At 64.0% G+C, this 19,516-nt stretch carries 19 protein-coding genes; 9 read left to right on the forward strand and 10 right to left on the reverse strand.

The features are described from left to right. Positions 1 to 113: 113 nt before the first annotated feature. Positions 114 to 1,310: an ABC transporter permease gene (locus HH213_RS15470; RefSeq protein ID WP_110847428.1), complete on the reverse strand. Its 1,197-nt coding sequence runs from the start codon at positions 1,308 to 1,310 to the stop codon at positions 114 to 116. Between the two features lie 3 nt (positions 1,311 to 1,313). Next, on the reverse strand, positions 1,314 to 2,093 hold the full coding sequence (locus tag HH213_RS15475) for an ABC transporter ATP-binding protein (RefSeq protein WP_169112799.1): 780 nt from the start codon (positions 2,091 to 2,093) through the stop codon (positions 1,314 to 1,316). Positions 2,094 to 2,204: 111 nt separating this feature from the next. Here HH213_RS15475 and HH213_RS15480 point away from each other — a divergent pair, with 111 nt between their 5' ends. From HH213_RS15480 to cysS, 3 genes are all read left to right on the forward strand, one after another. Then, positions 2,205 to 2,639: a hypothetical protein gene (locus HH213_RS15480; protein ID WP_110847426.1), complete on the forward strand. Its 435-nt coding sequence runs from the start codon at positions 2,205 to 2,207 to the stop codon at positions 2,637 to 2,639. Positions 2,640 to 2,689: 50 nt separating this feature from the next. Beyond that, positions 2,690 to 3,331, forward strand: a complete 642-nt coding sequence (gene coq7 / locus HH213_RS15485) for a 2-polyprenyl-3-methyl-6-methoxy-1,4-benzoquinone monooxygenase (RefSeq protein ID WP_110847425.1) — start codon at positions 2,690 to 2,692, stop codon at positions 3,329 to 3,331. A 150-nt stretch (positions 3,332 to 3,481) separates the two neighbouring features. Next, on the forward strand, positions 3,482 to 4,852 hold the full coding sequence (cysS, locus tag HH213_RS15490; protein ID WP_169112800.1) for a cysteine--tRNA ligase: 1,371 nt from the start codon (positions 3,482 to 3,484) through the stop codon (positions 4,850 to 4,852). Here cysS and HH213_RS15495 read toward each other — a convergent pair. Beyond that, positions 4,849 to 5,274 (reverse strand): OsmC family protein, encoded by a 426-nt coding sequence (locus HH213_RS15495; protein WP_169112801.1) that lies wholly within the window; start codon positions 5,272 to 5,274, stop codon positions 4,849 to 4,851. The genes cysS and HH213_RS15495 overlap by 4 nt on opposite strands. Before the next feature lie 222 nt (positions 5,275 to 5,496). Here HH213_RS15495 and rplM point away from each other — a divergent pair, with 222 nt between their 5' ends. The 4 genes from rplM (at position 5,497) to erpA (ending at position 7,950) form a co-directional block, all read left to right on the forward strand. Further along, complete coding sequence (rplM, locus tag HH213_RS15500) at positions 5,497 to 5,925, forward strand: 50S ribosomal protein L13 (RefSeq protein WP_056157909.1); 429 nt, start codon at positions 5,497 to 5,499, stop codon at positions 5,923 to 5,925. Between the two features lie 9 nt (positions 5,926 to 5,934). Continuing rightward, positions 5,935 to 6,327 carry a 30S ribosomal protein S9 gene (rpsI, locus tag HH213_RS15505; RefSeq protein ID WP_110847422.1) on the forward strand — a complete coding sequence of 131 codons (393 nt, stop codon included), beginning with the start codon at positions 5,935 to 5,937 and terminating at the stop codon, positions 6,325 to 6,327. 149 nt (positions 6,328 to 6,476) lie between these two features. Next, the gene (gene argC, locus HH213_RS15510) at positions 6,477 to 7,514 is read left to right on the forward strand and encodes an N-acetyl-gamma-glutamyl-phosphate reductase (protein ID WP_110847421.1); all 1,038 of its coding nucleotides are present in this window, start codon (positions 6,477 to 6,479) and stop codon (positions 7,512 to 7,514) included. 85 nt (positions 7,515 to 7,599) lie between these two features. Then, positions 7,600 to 7,950 (forward strand): iron-sulfur cluster insertion protein ErpA, encoded by a 351-nt coding sequence (gene erpA / locus HH213_RS15515; protein ID WP_110847420.1) that lies wholly within the window; start codon positions 7,600 to 7,602, stop codon positions 7,948 to 7,950. 95 nt (positions 7,951 to 8,045) lie between these two features. Here erpA and HH213_RS15520 read toward each other — a convergent pair whose 3' ends face one another. Together HH213_RS15520 and HH213_RS15525 are read right to left on the reverse strand one after the other, a co-directional pair. Then, positions 8,046 to 8,498 (reverse strand): hypothetical protein, encoded by a 453-nt coding sequence (locus tag HH213_RS15520; protein ID WP_169112802.1) that lies wholly within the window; start codon positions 8,496 to 8,498, stop codon positions 8,046 to 8,048. A 225-nt stretch (positions 8,499 to 8,723) separates the two neighbouring features. Then, positions 8,724 to 9,842 carry an FAD-dependent oxidoreductase gene (locus tag HH213_RS15525; RefSeq protein WP_169112803.1) on the reverse strand — a complete coding sequence of 373 codons (1,119 nt, stop codon included), beginning with the start codon at positions 9,840 to 9,842 and terminating at the stop codon, positions 8,724 to 8,726. 72 nt (positions 9,843 to 9,914) lie between these two features. Here HH213_RS15525 and HH213_RS15530 point away from each other — a divergent pair, with 72 nt between their 5' ends. Continuing rightward, positions 9,915 to 10,580 (forward strand): TetR/AcrR family transcriptional regulator, encoded by a 666-nt coding sequence (locus HH213_RS15530; protein ID WP_169112804.1) that lies wholly within the window; start codon positions 9,915 to 9,917, stop codon positions 10,578 to 10,580. On the opposite strand, the gene HH213_RS15535 is transcribed toward HH213_RS15530, so the two are convergent. Both HH213_RS15535 and HH213_RS15540 read right to left on the reverse strand, forming a co-directional pair. Continuing rightward, positions 10,549 to 11,715, reverse strand: a complete 1,167-nt coding sequence (locus HH213_RS15535; protein ID WP_169112805.1) for a lactonase family protein — start codon at positions 11,713 to 11,715, stop codon at positions 10,549 to 10,551. The genes HH213_RS15530 and HH213_RS15535 overlap by 32 nt on opposite strands. Continuing rightward, complete coding sequence (locus HH213_RS15540; RefSeq protein ID WP_169112806.1) at positions 11,712 to 12,950, reverse strand: MFS transporter; 1,239 nt, start codon at positions 12,948 to 12,950, stop codon at positions 11,712 to 11,714. Before HH213_RS15540 ends, HH213_RS15535 begins: the two co-directional genes overlap by 4 nt. Positions 12,951 to 13,146: 196 nt before the next feature. Here HH213_RS15540 and HH213_RS15545 point away from each other — a divergent pair, with 196 nt between their 5' ends. Further along, a complete protein-coding gene (locus HH213_RS15545) occupies positions 13,147 to 15,024 on the forward strand; it encodes a TolB family protein (protein WP_169112807.1) in 1,878 nt (625 codons plus the stop codon). Here the strand turns inward: HH213_RS15545 and HH213_RS15550 are convergent. Genes HH213_RS15550 through HH213_RS15560 form a run of 3 tightly spaced genes read right to left on the reverse strand, consistent with a single transcriptional unit; the run spans position 15,021 to position 19,515 of the window. Further along, positions 15,021 to 15,884, reverse strand: coding sequence for a helix-turn-helix domain-containing protein (locus HH213_RS15550; protein ID WP_169112808.1), 864 nt, complete (start codon positions 15,882 to 15,884; stop codon positions 15,021 to 15,023). The two genes, HH213_RS15545 and HH213_RS15550, sit on opposite strands and share 4 nt — an antisense overlap. Next, the gene (locus HH213_RS15555) at positions 15,881 to 18,292 is read right to left on the reverse strand and encodes an efflux RND transporter permease subunit (RefSeq protein WP_169112809.1); all 2,412 of its coding nucleotides are present in this window, start codon (positions 18,290 to 18,292) and stop codon (positions 15,881 to 15,883) included. The genes HH213_RS15550 and HH213_RS15555 overlap by 4 nt, the downstream gene beginning before the upstream one ends. Further along, a complete protein-coding gene (locus HH213_RS15560) occupies positions 18,289 to 19,515 on the reverse strand; it encodes a WD40/YVTN/BNR-like repeat-containing protein (protein ID WP_229263020.1) in 1,227 nt (408 codons plus the stop codon). Before HH213_RS15560 ends, HH213_RS15555 begins: the two co-directional genes overlap by 4 nt. Position 19,516: the final 1 nt, after the last annotated feature.

Raw genomic sequence — 19,516 nt, forward strand, 5'->3', positions numbered from 1 at the left:
CAGGGGGGCGCCATTGCGATGGGCCGCATTATGCTGCGCCAGAGTGCAAAATCGGCGGCACAGGCCGCAAGCTGAGTTCGGTGGTTGAATAGACAACTTGCGGTCGTGGCAACTTAGTTTCTGAATAACACCTGCTCGCGGTTGAACCACCAGCGGCACAGGGCCAGCAGTAGGCCGGCGGTCAGCGCAGTGGACAGCAGGATCACCGAGAACATGCGGTAGTCCATGGTGCCCTTGACCAGTTCCTTCATCGCCAGCGCCACGTTGGTCAGTGGCACCATGGCCCAGCGCCAGTTCAGCTCGACACCCGGCAGCAGCGCCACCAGGGTTGGCAGGATGGTCACGATGATCAGCGGCGAGATCATGCCGGCCGCTTCCTTGTAGCTTTTGGCATAGATCGAGATCGACAGCAGGATGGCGGCGAAGATGGCGGCGGTCGGCACCAGCATCAGCGCCACCATCGCCAGGTCGAGCGGGCCGATGGCGTGCAGCATCTGCACCAGGTCGCTGCCGACCAGGCCGCCGAAGAAGTGGATCAGCACGCCCACGCTGACGATCATCAGCAGCGCCGAGGTCAGGCCGACGGTGAACAGCATCAAAAACTTGGCCAGCACGATGGCGCTGCGCGAGACCGGCGCCAGCAGCAGGGTTTCCAGCGTGCCGCGCTCCTTCTCGCCGGCGCCGGTGTCGATCGCCGGATACATCGCCGCCATCAGGCACACCATCAGCAGGATGTAGGGCAGCATGCCGCCGATCACCGCGCCCATTTGTTCGCGCTTGTCGGCGGTGGAGTGGTCTTCCAGCTGGATCGGATCGAGCGTGTAGGCCAGCTGTTCCTTGCTGAGATTGAAGCGCGCCATGGCCTGCTGGCGCAAGGCGCCGTTCTCTGCGCTCAGCACCGCCAGCACGCGCTTGCGGGTGACGTCGACCGTGGCGGCGCTGTTGTAATGCAGTTCGATCTTGCCCTGCTGCTGTGCCGCCAGCTGGCCGGTCAGGCCGGCCGGGATCACCAGCGCGAACTTGATGCGCTCGGCGCCAATGGCGGGCTTGATGTCGTCCTGGCTGGCCAGCACGATTTCATGGAAGCCTTTTTCGCGGGCGAAGCGTTCGGCCAGCTGCGGCGCATGTTCCTTGCCGAAGACGGCATACGTCATCTCGGCCGTGCTGGCCTGCTTGAACAGCGTCGACGACAGGTAGCCGAAGCCGGAGAAAATCAGCGGCATGCCGAACACCGGAATGAACACGGTGAAGATGAAGGTGCGGCGGTCGCGCACCAGTTCCAGCAATTCCTTGAGGTAGATGGTCCACACGGCTCAGGCTCCCTGGTGGATGACGCCGACGAAGGCATCGTACAGATCGGCGCTGCCGCCTTGCTGGCGCAGCTCGTCCATGCTGCCGTGGAAGGCGGTCTTGCCATGGTTGATGATGCACACCCGGTCGCACAGCTTTTCCACTTCGTGCAGGTGATGGGTGGAGAAAATCAGCGGGACGCGCAGCGCCTTGTAGCTGGCGATAAAATCCAGCAGGATCTTGGCCGACATTACGTCCAGGCCGGTGGTCGGTTCGTCGAGGATAACGATGTGCGGCTCGTGCACAACCGTACGGGCGATCGAACATTTCTGCTTCATGCCGGTGGACAGCTGATCGGCCCGCTTGTTGCCGAACTCGTGCATTTGCAGCAGGTCGAACAGTTCATCGCAGCGGCGCTTCAGGTGGGCCGGTTGCATGCCGTGCAGGCGGCCGAAGTATTCGACGTTTTCGCGCGCGGTCAGGCGGCCGTACAAACCGGTCGAGCCGGACAGGAAACCAATGTGCTGGCGCGCCGCCAGCGGGTCGGCCAGCAGGTCGATACCGTTGGCGTGGATGCTGCCGCCGTCCGGCTTGAGCGCGCTCGACAGCATGCGCAGCGTGGTGGTCTTGCCGGCGCCGTTCGGTCCGAGCAGGCCCAGCACCTCGCCCGGCGCGCAGCGGAAGCTGACGTCGCGCACGGCGTGGAACCAGCCGTCGTGATCGCGCGGATCGCGCGCGGCCGGTGACTTGCTGCCGCGCGATGGCAGGCGAAAGCGTTTGGCCAGGTGGCATACCTCGATCATCGGACTGGTCCCAGGTTAAAAGTTTCAAGAATAGCATGCAAAAATTCTTATGCGCAAGCTACTGATTGTAGAGAACTCTTGCTATAGTCGCACATAGGAGCGGAGCGAAAAATGAGTCCTCAACTAAAGGAAAAAATCCTGGCGGTGATGCAGTACGGCGTCGACCGCGAAGAGTCCACCGGTTTCTTCCGCGTGGCGCTGGGCCTGTATTACTTGGCCGGCCTGATGACCAAGGAAACGCTGGACTTCGCCGAGCTGGATGCCGATTTCAACCGCTTCATCTACCACGCCATCGGCCGCGGCCACAGCATCACCAGCGTGCTGCAATACATGAGCGGCGAGAAAGTGGTGCGGGTGGTCGAGTCCAAGCGCTTCCTGAAAGCTTTCGCCGAGCATTGCGATGAGGTGCCGGTGGAAAATATTCCCTTCCTGCTGGGCCTGAACCTGGGCGTGGCCAAGGACATCTCGAAGATCGACGTGCGCGGGCCGGTGGCCGACTACATCGAGCGCCAGCGGCAGCTACGTGAGGCGGCAGACGCAAAATAAACAGGCGCTCCCTTATAATGGGATTTTCCATCGCAGACACGAGTTCGTTTATGGCCGCCTATCACCACCATCCCCTGGACCGATTCATTGCCGGCGCCGACAAGGCGCTGCGCGTCATTGCCGGCGTTGCCTCGGCATCGCGACCGAGCCCGGCGGCGCGCGCGGCGGATGCGGAAATGAGCGAGGCGGAACGCCGCCATGCGGCCGGCCTGATGCGCGTCAACCATGTCGGCGAAGTGTGCGCGCAGGCGCTGTACAACGCCCAGGCGCGCTTTGCCCGCACGGCGGCGATCCGCGAACAGTTCGAGCATTCCAGCCGCGAGGAAGAAGACCATCTGGCCTGGACCGCGCAACGGCTGGGCGAACTGAACTCGCACATCAGCGTGCTCAATCCGCTGTTCTACGGCGGCGCCTACGCGCTGGGCACGGTGGCGGCGGTGCTGGGCGATGCGCGCAGCCTGGGCTTTGTGGTGGAAACCGAACGCCAGGTGGAAGCGCATCTGGCCAGCCATCTGGACAAGCTGCCGCCGCAGGACGCCAAGTCGCGCGCGATTGTCGACCAGATGCGCCTCGACGAAATCGAACATGGCGCCGCCGCCCAGCGTCTTGGCGCGGTCAATGTGCCGGCGCCGGTGCAGGGCGTGATGGCGGTGATGGGCAAAGTGATGACCACCACCGCTTACTACGTTTGATGCTAATATCGCAGCATGATCAAGCAACCATCCCGATTCGGAGCGTGTTCCCGCAGGCCATAGAAGCCTGCTGATCGTATTTGCACATCTACAGTTTTCTAAAGGCCACAGCGAGTTTGCTCCTGTGGCCTTTTTCTTTTTGGAGCGGCCATGGAGTTGATGTTCTACGACACTTACGAACGGCGTTTGCGTCCTTTCGTTCCTTTGCAAACCGGTGCGGCGGGCTTGTACGCCTGCGGCCCGACGGTCTACGACTATGCCCACATCGGCAACCTGCGCACCTATCTGTTCGGCGACCTGCTGCGCCGCGTGCTGGCGCTGAACGGCTATGCGGTCAATCACGTGATCTGCGTGACCGATGTCGGCCACCTGACTTCGGATGCCGATACCGGCGAGGACAAGATGGAGAAGGGCAGTCGCCGCACCAGCCAGTCGGCATGGGAAATCGCCGCGTTTTACACGCGCGCCTTCCAGCAGGACATCGCCGCGCTGCACATCCTGGCGCCGGCCGTGTGGGCACGCGCGACCGAGCACATCCAGGAGCAGATCGACTTCATCGCCGATATCGAGCGCAATGGCTTTACCTACCGCACCGCCGACGGCATTTATTTCGACACGCAAAAACTGGAACGCTACGGCCACCTGGCGCGGCTGGATATCGGCGGGCTGCAGTCGGGCCACCGCGTCGACCTGCGCGACAAGCGCACCGTCACCGATTTCGCGCTGTGGAAATTCAGCGGTGCGCAGCAGCGCCAGATGGAATGGGACAGCCCGTGGGGCCGCGGTTTCCCCGGCTGGCATATCGAATGCTCGGCGATGTCGACCAAGTATCTCGGCGCGCTGTTCGACATCCACATCGGCGGCGAGGACCACATCCCGGTCCACCACAGCAACGAGATCGCGCAGCACGAGGCGTGCCACGCCCATCCGCCGGCGCGCTACTGGCTGCACGGCGCCTTCCTGAACGTGGATGGCGGCGACAAGATGTCGAAGTCGGCCGGCGAATTCCTGCGGCTGGACACGCTGGTGGAGCGCGGCTTCGACCCGCTGGCGTATCGTTATCTGGTGCTGTCGGCGCACTACCGTTCGCCGCTGACGTTCTCCTGGGCGGCGCTGGACGCGGCGCAAACTGCGCTCGGCCGCCTGCGACTGGCCTGGCGCCGCCTGCCGGATGGCGGCCAACCGGACGCCGGCTACCAGCAAGCCATGCAGGCCGAACTGAATCAAGACCTGAACACGCCGCGCGCGCTGGCGTTGATGTGGGAACTGCTGAAATCCGAGCTGCCGCCCGCAACGCAAAAAGCCACGCTGCGGTGGCTGGATCAGGTGCTGGGATTCGGTCTGGCGGAGTGGACGCCGGCATTGCTGGAAGTGCCGGACGCGGTGCAGGCATTGGTCACGGCCCGCGACCAGGCCCGCCAGGAAAAACGCTGGGCCGACGCCGACACGCTGCGCCAGGCAATCGAATCCGCCGGCTTCACCGTGCGCGACACGCCGGCCGGCGCCAGCGTGCAGCGTTAGGCGGCTTCGACGATCTCGAACGAGTGGGTGATTTCGGCGGTCTTGCCCAGCATGATGGAGGCCGAGCAGTATTTGTCGTGCGACAGCGTGATGGCGCGTTCCACCTGCTCGGGCTTCAGGCCCTTGCCGGTGACGACGAAGTGGAAGTTGATCTTGGTGAACACTTTCGGCTCGCTGTCGGCGCGCTCGGCTTTCAGCACGCATTCGCAGCCGCGAATGTCGGCGCGGCCTTTTTTCAGGATCAACACCACGTCATAGGCGGTGCAGCCGCCGGTGCCCAGCAGCACCAGTTCCATCGGCCGCGGCGCCAGGTTGTGGCCGCCGCCTTCGGGTGCGCCGTCCATCGTCACCAGGTGGCCCGAGCCGGTCTGGGCCAGGAAACTCATGCCCGACGGGCCATTCCAGCTAACTTTGCATTCCATTGCATTCTCCGTAAGAAAAACTTTGTCCACATTGTAATGGAGCGCGCAAACCCTGTGTTTGTGCGGCTTGCGCAGTAGATGGGGCTTGACGCCAGACCCCGCAAGCGGTTATAGTTGTCGGCTTTCCATTCGCTCAGGAAAGTAAATAAAAAGGCCGAGTCCGCTGAAGCAATGGCGGAACCACCATATGAGCGGTAATTTCTATATACAGAAAGTCATCACATGAAAACTTTTTCCGCTAAAGGACATGAAGTCCAGCGCGACTGGTTCGTGATTGACGCGACGGACAAAGTCCTCGGACGTGTTGCCAGCGAAGTGGCACTCCGACTGCGCGGCAAGCACAAACCTGAGTTCACCCCTCACGTCGATACCGGCGATTTCATCGTCATCATCAACGCAGGCAAACTGCGCGTGACCGGCACCAAAGCAACCGAGAAGACCTACTACCGTCACTCGGGCTACCCAGGTGGCATCTACGAGACCAACTTCCTGAAAATGCAACAGCGTTTCCCAGGTCGCGCTCTGGAAAAAGCCGTCAAGGGCATGCTGCCAAAAGGCCCACTGGGCTACGCAATGATCAAGAAGCTGAAAGTGTACGCCGAAGGTTCGCACCCGCACGCTGCCCAGCAACCTAAAGCACTCGAAATCTAAGGAACTGACATGATCGGTAACTACAACTACGGCACCGGCCGTCGCAAGAGTGCAGTGGCTCGCGTTTTCATCAAAACGGGCACTGGCCAAATCATCGTTAACGGCAAGCCAGCAGCGGAATACTTCTCGCGCGAAACCGGCCTGATGGTTATTCGTCAACCTCTGGAACTGACCGGCAACGTTGAGCGCTTTGACATCAAAGTCAACGTGCACGGCGGCGGCGAGTCCGGCCAGGCAGGTGCAGTGCGCCACGGTATCACCCGCGCCCTGATCGACTACGATGCAACGCTGAAGGGCGATCTGGCACGCGCCGGCTTCGTGACCCGCGATGCACGTGAAGTTGAACGTAAAAAAGTTGGTCTGCGCAAAGCACGTCGCGCAAAACAATTCTCGAAGCGTTAATTCTTACGCTCTGGTGCGCTGCTTGCGGCGCATCACCGAAAAAGCCGCCGGCCTTGTGTCGGGCGGCTTTTTTTCCATCTGGCTACGGTCATACGGTTGTCGCCGTTGCCTGATAAAATGGCACCTCACACTCAAATTAAGGAAGAACAATGATCAAAGTTGGCATCGTCGGCGGCACCGGATACACCGGGGTAGAACTGCTGCGTTTGTTGGCAGTCCACCCGGATGTGGAACTGACGGCAATCACCTCGCGCAAAGAGGACGGCTTGCCAGTCGCTGATATGTTCCCATCGTTGCGCGGCCGCGTGAACCTGAAATTCTCGTCGCCGGACAACGCCGACCTGACCCAGTGCGACGTGGTGTTCTTCGCCACCCCGCACGGCGTCGCCATGGCCCAGGCGCCGGCGCTGCTGAAAGCCGGCGTCAAGGTGATCGACCTGGCGGCCGATTTCCGCATCCAGGAAAAGGCCGTGTTTGAAAAATGGTACAAGATCGAGCACACCTGCCCGGACCTGCTGGAACATGCAGCCTACGGCTTGGCCGAACTGAACCGCGAAGACATCAAAAAAGCCAACCTGGTCGCCAATCCAGGCTGCTACCCGACCACCATGCAGCTGGGCTACTACCCGCTGCTGAAGAACGGCCTGGTCGATGCCGGTTCGCTGATCGCCGACTGCAAGTCGGGCGTATCGGGCGCCGGCCGCAAGGCGGAAATCGGCACGCTGTTCTCGGAATCGTCGGACAACTTCAAGGCCTACGGCGTGGCTGGCCACCGCCACACGCCGGAAACCTCGGCCCAGCTGCAACGTTTCACGTCGGACAAGGTCAGCCTGATCTTCACGCCGCACCTGGTGCCGATGATTCGTGGCATGCACTCGACGCTGTACGCGCGCCTGACCAAGGACATCAGCAACGAAGACTTGCAGAAACTGTTTGAAGACCAATATAAGGACAGCGCCTTCGTCGATGTCATGCCATTCGGCTCGCATCCTGAAACCCGCTCGACCCGTGGTTCGAACATGCTGCGTCTGGCCTTGCACCGTCCGGACAACGGCAACACCGTGATCGTGCTGGTGGTGCAGGACAATCTGGTCAAGGGCGCGTCCGGCCAGGCGGTGCAGTGTATGAACCTGATGTTTGGTCTGGAAGAGACCACCGGCTTGATGCAGATTGCCCTGTTGCCTTAAAACCCGCTGTTTTTGCGGGGTCCGCAGCAGAACTTATCTTCAGGGTCTATAATGGACCCTAATTGTTTTCTCGTAGGAGTTAGAAATGAACGCTGTTGCCGAAATGCCAGCACCTATCGTTTTCACCGATAGCGCTGCTGATAAGGTCGCCCAATTGATCGAAGAGGAAGGCAATCCCGACTTGAAACTGCGCGTATTCGTGCAGGGCGGCGGCTGCTCCGGTTTCCAGTACGGCTTCACCTTCGACGAAATTGTCAATGAAGATGACACCACCATGGTCAAGAATGGCGTCCAGCTGTTGATCGATTCGATGAGCTACCAGTACCTGGTCGGCGCGGAAATCGACTACAAGGATGACCTGGAAGGCGCGCAGTTCGTCATCAAAAACCCGAGCGCTACCTCGACCTGCGGTTGCGGTTCGTCGTTCTCGGTATAAGTTTTAGCTTTACCCGCCAAAAGGCAGCCTGCGGGCTGCCTTTTTTCAGGTCTGAAGTCTAAAGCGATCTAGGTTTTATTCTGCTTGGGCAAAGATTAGACTGACTGAGATTGTTTCTGTTTCTCAACATGTCGCCTATAATCTGCAGCGCGAACCCAGTAGTCCTCACCCGGAAAACGGAGCCAGATAAAACGCCATCCATTGCGGCCTTTCGTGTGCCGATTGGCGAACATCGAGGGCGTCAAAGATCTGCCGTCGTCCATGCGTATGCGGTTATGGGTAACTTTGGCAAATTCCTGGGAGTGTTGATAGTCGGTCCGTAGTCGGGTTCCATCTGGAAGAAAAACATTCTTCCATTGAAATCCGTGCATAGGCGGGCCACTCCTGCGTAGCGCCAGTCGTTCGGTTTCTACCGTCAGCCAACGCTGAACAAGTTCTGTCACGAAGGCGCCTGTTTTTACGCCTGGTCGTGTCTCCAGTAGATGAAATTCCAGCTCCAGAAAAGTGCTGAGCGGCAGGTGTACTTCGGCCATCGGTACGTGCGTCATGATGAAGTCCTTTCGAAACGAGTCTAAAGGTTGGACCTCAGAACGGGATTATGGTTCGGTTTAGACTTTCGGCCTCGAAAAAAAGACCGGTTTAGACTTGTTGGCCAAATTTATAGACGTGTTTAGACTTTGATCACGCAGTTTTAGACTTTACTAGACCGCTTTATAGCGAAATAGACGGTTTTAGACTGAGTTCTGATTTTAGGCCCCCCAGACGCCGTTGCCTTATTGGCTGAACATCTTGACCAGGCTGTGCGGGGCGTCGGGGCCGTAGAGGATCTCGTGCAGGTCGGCCGCTTCGGCGGCGGCTTGGGCGCTGCGGGGGAAGAGCGCTTGCTCGTAGGCGGCCAAGGCTGCTTCGACGTTGCCGGCGTGCGCGGCGATAGACTGGGCCAGTTCGGCGCCGTCCAGCATGGCGAGGTTGGCGCCTTCGCCGGACGGGGCCATCAGATGGGCGGCGTCGCCGACCAGGGTGACGCCCGGCACGCGCTGCCAGCGGTGGTCTGCCGGCAATTCGCGGATCACGCGCAGCACGGGCGGCGTGTCGCTGTCGGTGATCAGCGCGGTCAGCGCTGGCGCCCAGCCGTCGAATTCGGCGGCAATGCGGGCGGAAGCCGTGGCCGGGTCGGCGCAGGCGTCTTCCAGCCATGTCTCGGGTTTGTTGAGCGCGATATAGGCGTGCAGGACGCCCTCCGGTTCGCGGTGCGCGAGGATGCCTTTGCCCGGCGCGACGGCAAACAGCGCGCCATCGCCGACCGCCGCTGCACTGGCCGGATGGCGGCGGTCGCTGTCGCGCAGCCAGGTCTCGATCAGCGAGATGCCGGCGTAGGTCGGTTTGGCGTCCGACAGCAGGGGGCGGACCTTGGACCAGGCGCCGTCCGCGCCAACCACCAAGCCGCAGGTCACCACCGTGCCGTCGGCGAACGTCAGCTGATGGCGGCCGTCGCCGAGCGGCGTTACCTGCGTCAGCTTGCGTCCCCACTGTACCGCGCCCGCCGGCAGCGATTCCAGCAGAATGCGGCGCAGTTCGCCGCGCTGCACTTCGGGCCGGCCGCCGCTGCCGTCGTCGAGTTGCTCAAACAATACCGCGCCGTCGTGTCCCAGCACGCGCGTGGCTTGGCCGCCGGGATGGATCAGCGCATGGAATTCCTCAAACAGACCGGCCGCCTTGATGGCCAGCTGGCCGTTGAAATCGTGAATGTCGAGCATGCCGCCTTGCGCACGCGCCTGGGCCGAGACTTCTGCTTCGTAGATGGTCGCGGCGATGCCGTGAACGTGCAGCACGCGGGCCAGCGTCAATCCGCCGAGGCCGGCGCCGATGATGGCGATAGAGGTCGTTGTCATGTTTATCTGTTAATGGAACGTTGTTCCACAGGGATTTTGCGGCAGGCGGCCAGATATGTCAAGATAGCGGCCATGGCAAAAAACACCCCCCGCCGCGAACAGGCGTTGACGCGCGAGCGCATTATTGAAGCATCGATCAGTCTGCTGGACAGTCGCGGCGAAAGCGGCTTGACGTTCCGCGCGCTGGCCGAGGAATTGGCCACCGGCGCCGGCGCCATTTACTGGCACGTCGCCAACAAGAACGACTTGATGACCGCCGCCTGCGATGCGCTGGTCGCCCGGACGCTGGATCTGCCGGTGGCGGAGGCGGCGCCGCAGGACGTGATCCGCGCCGTGGCGCTCGGCATGTTCGATGCGATTGACGCCCATCCGTGGATCGGCTCGGCACTGGCGCGCGCGCCGTGGCAGTCGCCGATTGTGCGTCTGCTGGAGCGTTTGGGCCAGCAGGTCAGGGCGATGGGCGTGGCGCAGGCTGGGCAGTTTGCCGCGGTGTGTGCGCTGCTGAGCTACATCCTCGGTGTCAGCGGCCAGAACGCGGCCAATGCGCAGCTCGGCAAGGAACTGGGCGGCGACCGCGAGGCGATTCTGGCGCAAGTGGCCGGCGTGTGGTCGGCGCTGGATCCCGATGCGTATCCATTCACGCGCAGCATCGCGGCGCAGTTGCGCGAGCACGATGACCGTGCTGATTTCCTCGTCGGCATCGACCTTATTCTGCGGGGGATGACGGCACAAACGTGATGCTGACCGCCGTCGGCGCTTCGGCGGCGATGCCGGTGTTGATCAGCAGTCCGCTGGCGGGATCGATGCTGAATACGTTCACCGTGCCGCTGCGCTGGTGTGCGACCAGCAGCCAGCGTCCGGATGGATGGATCGCCATGGACCAGGGCATTTCGCCGCCGCTGGCGATGCGTTGCACGAAGCTCAGTTCGCCGTTTGCGGGGTTGACGCGATAAGTCACCAGCGTGCGTTCGCCGCGGTCTTCCACGTAGATGAAACGGCCATCTGGGCTGCGGACGATTTCGGCGCCGCTGCGCGTGCCGGTGAATTCTGCGCTGCTGGTGGCCAGTGTCTGGACCGGCGACAGGGTCGCTTGCTGCGCGTCCCAGCGCAGTGTGGTGACTTCGGCGCTTAGCTCGTTCAGCAACCAGACGCTGCGGCCGTCAGCGCTGAACACCAGATGGCGCGGGCCGCTGCCCGGCGGCGCCGCGTAGGCGCGCGTCGCTTCGCCGGCCGGCGGCGAGGGCGGCGCGTGCTGCGCCGGCTGGGGCACGGCAGGCGGCAAGGTCGTCAGCGCGTGCGTGGCGCGGTCGAGCGCATAAATGAACACGCGGTCGGCGCCGAGGTCGGGCACCAGCGCATAGCGGCCGGATGGATCGACGGCCGCGCTGTGCGCATGCGGCGCGGCCTGGCGGCGATGCGGGCCGCTGCCGCTGGCCTTGATGGTGCTAACCAGCGCTCCCAGACTGCCATCCTCCTGCACAGCGATACTGGACGCCGAGCCGCCGCCAAAGTTGGCCGCCAGCAGCGTGGCCGATGGCGCATCCAGCCACAGGTAGGTCACGCCCGCGCCGCCGCTGGGCGCCGTATTCAGCCGGCTCAGCGCGCCGCTGGCATGGTTGATGGCAAACGCCACCACAGCGCCATCCTGGCCCGGCTGGTCGTCCACCGCATACAGCACCGCCAATTGCGGATGCGCCACCGTCCAGGTCGGCCGCAAGCCCTCGGCCACCGTGCCGATCACCTCCAGCTTGCCGCTGGCCGCATCGAAGCGCAACGCCCGCAACTGCTGGCCCTGCGATCCCACATACACCAGATCGGCATGCGCCAGCCCACCGCTCAACGCCATTACCATCGCCGCCAGCCAATGCTTCATTGTTTCGCTCCAAGGTGAACAGGAATGGTCGGCCGGAATAGCCGGTCGCGCTGCAGCAGCGCCGGGAACCAGCGCATCCACAGTGCGGTAATCAGCAGTGTCGCCGCGCCGCCCACCAGCACCGCGCCGACCGGCCCCCACCATTCCGCCGCAACGCCGGCGCGGAACTGGCCCAGCTGGTTGCTGGCGGAAATGCTGGTCGCATGCACCGCGCCGACGCGGCCGCGCAGCGCGTCATCGGTTTCCACCTGCACCACCGAATGGCGCAGCACGGTGCTGACGATATCGGCCGCACCCATCACGGCCAACACCAGCAGCGCTGCGGGCAGGCTGGTGCAGACGGAAAACACCATCGTCGTCAGGCCGTAGATGAATACCGCGGCGTACATGCGGCGGCCGATGTGATGCTCCATCGGCCAGCGCGTCATCAACGCTGTCATCAGCAGGCCGCCGACGGCCGGCGCCGCGCGCAGCAGACCCAGGCCCCAGGCGCCGGTGTGCAGGATGTCGCGCGCGTAGATCGGCAGCAGCGCCGTGCCGCCGCCCAGCAGCGTGGCAAACAGGTCGAGCGACATGGCGCCCAGCACGGCCGGATTGTGGCGAATGAAGACGAAGCCGGCAAACATCGCGCCCCAGCTCATCGTCTCCTGCGAGCGCGGCGGCGACGGCGCCTTCACCCGCAGCGCCAGCCCGACCGAGAGCAGGAACATGGCCGCGCACACGCCATACGCCACGCCGGGGCCGCCGACATACAGCACGCCGCCCAGCGCCGGTCCGGCCACCATCGCCAGCTTGTTAATCGAGGCGTTGACGGCCAGCGCCTGCGGCAACTCGCGCACCGGCACCAGCGCCGGAATCAGCGCCTGCTGCGCCGGCATCTGTAGCGAGCGCGCCACGCCGATCAGCACGCACACCGCCAGAATCGCCTGCGGCCCGACCCAGCCGGCCGTGCTGCCCCACGCCAGCGTGGCCGCCGCCACGCACTGCAAGGCCAGGCTGGCGGCGAACACATGGTTGCGGTCGGCGCGATCGACCAGCAGGCCGGACGGCACCGTCAGCGCCAGCGCCGGCAGGAACTGCACCAGTCCCACCAGCCCCAGGTACCAGGCGCTGCCGGTCAGGTCGTAGATTTGCCAGCCCAGCGCGACGGCGATCATGTTATTGCCGAAGACGCCGAGAAAGCGGGCGACCAGGTAGCGCCGCAAGGCGGCGGGCAGCGCGAAAAGAATGCTCATGCTGCCAGAATAGAACAGGTCGCGGCCGCCGTCACGGCATAAAAATGACATTCGCCGGTACTTTTGCACGCCAACGCCTGCACAAAAGTACCAGCGATTTTCACTTTTGTTTAAGGACTTGCGCCGATCTTGTCACCATACTGTGTGCTATGGTCGGCAGGGTGTCCGATCTAACAACAATTATTCAGGAGCACACATGGATCGCAGAAAAGTCCTTCGCCTGTTTGGCACGGCCGCCGTGGCGGCGCAGCTGCCAATGGCCCTGGTTGCCAAGGCGGCGGAAATGAAGAAGAAAGGCGTGATGCTGATGAACCGCATCGCCCCCTCGGTGTCCGAACTGTACATCGCCAACCTCGACGGCGGCAATGAACGCAAGCTGCTGGCCGAGTCGGCCTTCGATTACAACGCCACGCTGTCGCCCAGCGGCTGGCTGACCTTTACCTCCGAACGGCGTGGCGACGGCCAGTCCGACCTGTACCGCGCGCGCGCCGACGGCAGCGGCATCGAAGCCATGGTCGCCACCGATTCGATGGAAGACGCCGGCGTGCTGTCGCCGGACGGCAAGACGCTGGCCTTCGTCTCCACCGCCAACGGCTACCGCGCCAACATCTGGGTGCGTGACATGGCCAGCGGCAAACTGAAGCAACTCACCGGCATCGGCCAGGTGCAGGGCAAGGCCGGCAAGCCGGATGGCTATTTCCGTCCCAGCTGGTCGCCGGACGGCAAGTGGATCGCGCTGTCGAGCGACCGCGATACCGAATGGACCGGCCACGACGGCGGCCAGGGCTGGGAGCACACGCAAGAGCTCAGCATCTACCTGATCCGCCCCGACGGCAGCGGCTTGCGCCAGGTGGTGGCGAAGAAGGGCTATTGCCTCGGTTCGCCGCAATGGTCGCCGGACGGCAAGCGCATCGTGTTCTACGAAATGACGGTGGAAGCCACCTGGGGTGCGCGCCGCCCTAACTACATCGGCAAGGCGTATTCGCAGATCGTCTCGGTGGACGTGGCGACCGGCAAGGACCGCATCGAGCACACCAGCGGCACCGATTTGAAATTGCAGCCGCAGTACCTGAGCGCCACCGAAATCGGCTACCTGATCAAGTACGGTCCGAACGAAGGCCTGGCCTACACCTCGCAGCGCGCGCCGCTCAGGCAGGCCATGTTGCGCTCGCCAACCTGGACGCCGGACGGCAAGTCGGTGATCTACGAAAAAGTCGCCTTCAAGCCGGTGCGGCCGCTGATGAAACCCTTGTTCAGCTGGGACCCGGACTACGATTATCGCCATGTCGACGTCTACCCGCTGATGTCGCGCGACGGCTGGATCGCCTACACCGACAAGCAGACCGGCAACAGCTCGATCTGGATCATGCGCGCCGACGGCTCGGACAAGCGCAAGGTGTTCGAATCCGAAGGCCATGGCCTGGATGTCAGCAAGGTGCGCATGGGCCTGGCCGGCGCCTTCCAGCCGTGCTGGTCGCCGGATGGCGAGTGGATCGCCTTCGGCCTCGGCTACTGGTTTGCCGAACGCAACACCATGACGGCCGCGCTGTGGCGGGTCCGCCGCGACGGCACCGGCGCCGAGCAACTGACCGACGGCACGCTGCACTCGGGCTTCCCCAGCTATTCGCACGACGGCAAGGAACTGGTATACCGGGTCTGGAGCGACAAGGAAAAGGGCTTGCGCATCCTCAACCTGGACACGCGCAAGATCCGCACCCTGACCGATGGCCTGGACAACCTGCCGGGCTGGTCGCCGGACGGCAAGCGCATCGTGTTCACCCGCCGCCGCGCCGAGGACGGCAACTACGACGTCTACACCATTCAGCCCGACGGCAACGGCCTGTTCCGTGCCACCGACCACGAATCGAGCGACGGCCACGCGGTCTGGTCGGCCGACGGCCGCATCCTGTGGAGCGGTTCGCAGCACGGCTTCCGCGACGAGGCGGCGCTGTACGAGCAAACCTTCCAGCAGTACGGCCAGATCTACGTGATGAACGCCGACGGCAGCAACAAGCGCATCCTGACCGACAGCAAGTGGGAAGATTCGATGCCGCTGTATTTGCCCGCCAATTAATTCTTGGCGCTGGTGCGGAACTGGCTGGGTGTCTGCCCGACTTCGCGGCGGAAGAAGCGGGTGAAATAGGCGGCGTCGTCAAAGCCCAGCCGGAAGGCGATCTGCTCCACCGGCAGATCGCTGAAGATCAGGCTGCGCTTGGCTTCGGTGACGATCCGCGAATGAATGATTTTGGTCGGACTCTGTCCCAGCGCCGCAGCACAAGCGGCGCGCAACTGCGCCACCGATAGCGCCATCAGCGCGGCATAGTCATGCAGCCGCAGGTTCTTCCCATGATGTTGATTCACCAGCTCGCGGAAGCGTTCGGCCTGGCGCACATTGGCCGGGTTGGCGCTGCAGGGTTCGAACTGGCCGTTGGGCATGGCGCGGATCAGCGTCAACAGTAGCAAGGTCAGCAGCGCTTCCAGCGCGGCCGCGCGGCCGATGGCGCTGGCCAGCATTTCCTGCTCCAGCCGGCGTATCAATTGATAGGACTCGCGCTCCACCTCCGGCGCATAGGACAGCGACACCAGGCGCGGGCCGGACCACAGTTGGGTCAACTCCGGCAGGCGGGCGTTGATCTGCGCCAGGTAGCTGACTTCGATGGTGACCACCCAGCGGTCCAGGTCGACCTCGTAGTCGAGGCCGTGCACGCAGTCGGTCGGCAGCAGCAGCGCGCAGGGGCCGGCGAACGGCAGGCGCTGGCCTTCGAGCGTGATGACGCCGCGTCCCTCGCGCACAAAGATCAGCTGGCCGTATTCCGGATGCGTATGGGGTTCGATCTGCCAGCGGCCGCTATTGGCGACGTGGCCGACGTGCACGAACCAGTTTTCATCCTGGTGGTGTTCGACGTACAGCCGCAGTCGCGGGACCGGTGTCATATCGATGACGCGGCGCGTTTCAATGGCGGCGCCGGCGCGGCCTGTTCTGCCTGCACTTGCTGCGCCGGCGGCTTGAGCAGAAAGCGCGCCAGCGCCGGCAGCAGCACCAGCGCACCGATCATATTGACGATGAACATGAAGGCCAGCAGCACGCCCATATCCGCCTGGAACTTGATCGGCGACAGCGCCCAGGTCGCCACGCCGAGCGCCAGCGTCACGCCGGTCAGCATCACCACGCGGCCGGTGAACAGCAGCGCGCAGTGATAGGCCGGCGCCAGCGGCAGGCCGAGCCGCATCTGCTGCAGCATGATGCTCAGCACGTACAGCGCGTAATCGATGCCGATGCCGACGCCGAGCGCCACCACCGGCAACGTCGCCACCTTGAGGCCGATGTTGAGCCACACCATCAGCGCTTCCGCCAGTATCGAGGTCAGCATCAGCGGCAGGATGGCGCAGGCCACCGCGCGCCAGTCGCGGAAGGTCACGTAGGCCAGCACCAGCACGGCGGCGTACACCAGCAACAGCATTTCGTGATTGGACTTCTCCACCACGGCGTTGGTGGCCGCTTCAAAGCCGGCGTTGCCAGCGGCCAGCAGGAATTGCGCATCGGGACCATCGTTCTCCTTGGCGAAGGCTTCCACCGCGGCGCTGACGCGGCGCAGCGTGGCGGCCTTGTGGTCGGTCAGGTAGACCTGCAACTGCAACAGCGAAAAGTCCGCGTTGACCAGGCTGCGCGGCGCACGAGAGCTGGCGGTGTTGAGCGCGGCCTGATTCGGTTGCAGCTCGTACCAGCGCGGGTTGCCTTCGTTCATGCCGACCGCCGTCTGGCGCGCCAGCGAGGCCACCGACTGCGTGGTTTCCACGCCGTCCATCTGCCGCAGCCGCCACTCCAGATCGTCGACCCGCTCCAGCACCGACAGCTTCATCGCCCCTTGCACCGGCGTGCGCACCATGATCACCAGCACGTCGCTGCTGGTGCTGTAGTGCTGGGTGAGGTAGCTGTTGTCGAGGTTGTAGCGTGATTGCGGCCGCAGCTCCGGCGCGCCGGCGTCGAGGTCGCCCACTTGCAGCAGGCGGCTGGCGTACAGGCCGTAGCCGCCTAGGGCGACGGCGACGCCGATGGTGGCGACGGCCCAGCGTGGTTCGGTAAATTTGCATAGGAAAGTCCACAGCGTGCGGCCATCGCCGATCTGCTGGTCGGCGCGGGCGGCGCGGCGGGCCGCCCTGGCGCTGACGCCGGTGTAGCTGAGCAGCACCGGCAGCAGGATCAGGTTGGTGATAACAAGGATGGCCACGCCCAGGCTGGCGGTGACGGCCAGGCGGCGGATGGCCTGGATATCGAGCATCATCAGCACGGCGAAGCCGACCGCGTCGCAGGCCAGCGCGGTGAAACCGGCCATGAACAGGCGGCGGAAAGTGAAGCGGGCCGCCACCAGCCGGTCCATGCCGCGGCCGATGTCCTGCATGATACCGTTCATCTTTTGCGCGCCGTGGCTCATGCCGATGGCGAACACCAGGAACGGCACCAGTACCGCGTACGGGTCGAGCGTGTAGCCCAGCAGCGGCAGCAGGCCGAGTTGCCAGACCACCGCCACCAGCGAGCAGGTCACCACCAGCAGGGTGCTGCGGATGCAGCGGGTGTACCAGTAGACGATGGCGGTGACGATGGCGGCGGCCAGGCCGAAGAAGGCCAGCACCTGGGTCAGGCCGTCGAGCAGGTCGCCGGCGACTTTGGCGAAGCCGGTAATGTGCAGTTCGATGCTGTCGGAATGGTATCTGGCGCGCAGCTGTTCCAGCGCTTGCGACAGCGCGGCGTAGTCGAGCTCCTTGCCGTTCTCGTCGCGTTCGGCCAGCGGCACCAGCAGCGCGCTGGACTGGAAGTCGCGCGCCACCAGCTGGCCGACCTCGCCGGAGCGTTCGATATTGAGGCGCACGCGGGCCAGCGCGGCGGCGGAGCCGTCGTAATCGTCGGGGATGACGGTGCCGCCTTCAAAGCCGTGCTCGGTGACGGCGGTCCAGCGCGTCGATGGCGTCCACAGCGATTTCAGTTGGCCGCGCACCACGCCGGGCAGCAGGAAAACGTCGTCGTTGAGGTGGCGCAGGGTATCGAGGTAATGCGGGTCGAGGATGCTGCCGTTGCCTTTGTGCTCGACCACGATGCGCAGGCTGTTGGCTTGCGAGACCAGCTTCTTGCGCTCGGCCAGGTAGTTTTGCAGGTAGGGGTGGTTCATCGGCAGCATGCCGTCGAAGCTGGCGTTGGGGACGATGTGGCTGGCCTGCCAGCCGAGCAGCACGGTGACCAGCAGGCAGAACGCCAGCAAGGCTTTGCGGTAGCCGAAGACGAGGCGTTCCAGGCGGTTGCCGGAGTGGGGATCGAAGGGAGCGTGGTCGTGAGGCTTGGTATTCATGGCTGTGCAGCTTTAGAAGAGGTGGCCGGGACGGCGGCGGTCAGGCTGGCGGCGGGCAGGCGCAGCAGGCCGCGGGTGCCGGTGACGATCAGCGTGCCGTCCGGAGCGACAGCGGCACCGGTGAACGGGAAGCGCGTCTTCAGCCCCAGGTTGATGAAGCTCTGGCCCTGATCCTTGCTGGCGACGATCTGGCCGGCGGAGCCGAGCAGCAGCACGGTGTCGTCGGCTAGCTGCAGGCCGGTGATCAGCGCGGCGTCAACCGGTGTCTGCACTTCGGTCCACGGTACGCCGGGCTGGGCGCTGCGGTAGACTTTCCCGCGCAGGCCAAACAGCATCAGCGTGCCTTGCCTGGTCGCCAGGCCGCCGAACAGGCTGCCGCTGGCGGGCGAGGTTTGGGCGGCGAATGCGGCGTCCGGCGTATCAGCGCGCAGCAATACGCCTTGTTCGCCAAACAGGTATTGCTCCTGCTGGCGTTCGGCGATGCCGTAGTAGGTGGCGCCGTTGGGATTCGGCAGGTTCTTCATTTGCGCCTGCCAGGTTTTGCCGCCGTCACTGGTGGTGTAGGCCAGGCCATAGGCGCCGACGACCAGCAGCGAGCCGTCGGCGTGCAGGCGCAGGTCGAGGAAGGGCTTGTCGGCGCCTTCGTCGACCAGACGCCGGGCGTCTGCCAGTAGCAGGTTCAATGGATGGTCGGCGTTGTTGGGATCGGGCTTGACGGCGTCCCAGGCTTGCTGGGCGGCTTGTTCGGCCAGCGCGGCGGCTTGCTGGCCGTCGAACACGCGCTGCCAGCTGGCGCCGCCGTCGGTGCTGTGCAGGACGATGCCCATGTTGCCGACCGCCCAGCCGTCACGCTGGCTGGCGAAGCGCAGGGCGGTCAGTGAGACGCTGACCGGCACTTGCGCCTGTGTCCAGTGTTGGCCGGAGTCGTCGGAGTAGATGATGAGGCCGCGCTCACCGGCTGCCACCAGGCGGTTGCCGCTGCGCGCGATCGCCAGCAGGTTGGCCAGCTCCGGTCGCGCCACCTTCAGCGCCGGCCGCCCCAGCGCCGCCGGTAATTTCGCCACCGAGTCGGCCGCGCCGGCGCTGGCGGGCAAGATGCTAGCCGCAGCGGCGACAGGCAACGCCGCTTCGGCGCCGACCAGCAGGGCGTCGGCGGCGAGGGCGGCCAGGGCCGCCAGCACGATTGCGGCGTGGCGCCGCAGCATGATGCGAAGCGGCTTCATA

The organism is Duganella dendranthematis, from assembly GCF_012849375.1.
GTDB classification, from domain to species: domain Bacteria; phylum Pseudomonadota; class Gammaproteobacteria; order Burkholderiales; family Burkholderiaceae_D; genus Rugamonas; species Rugamonas dendranthematis.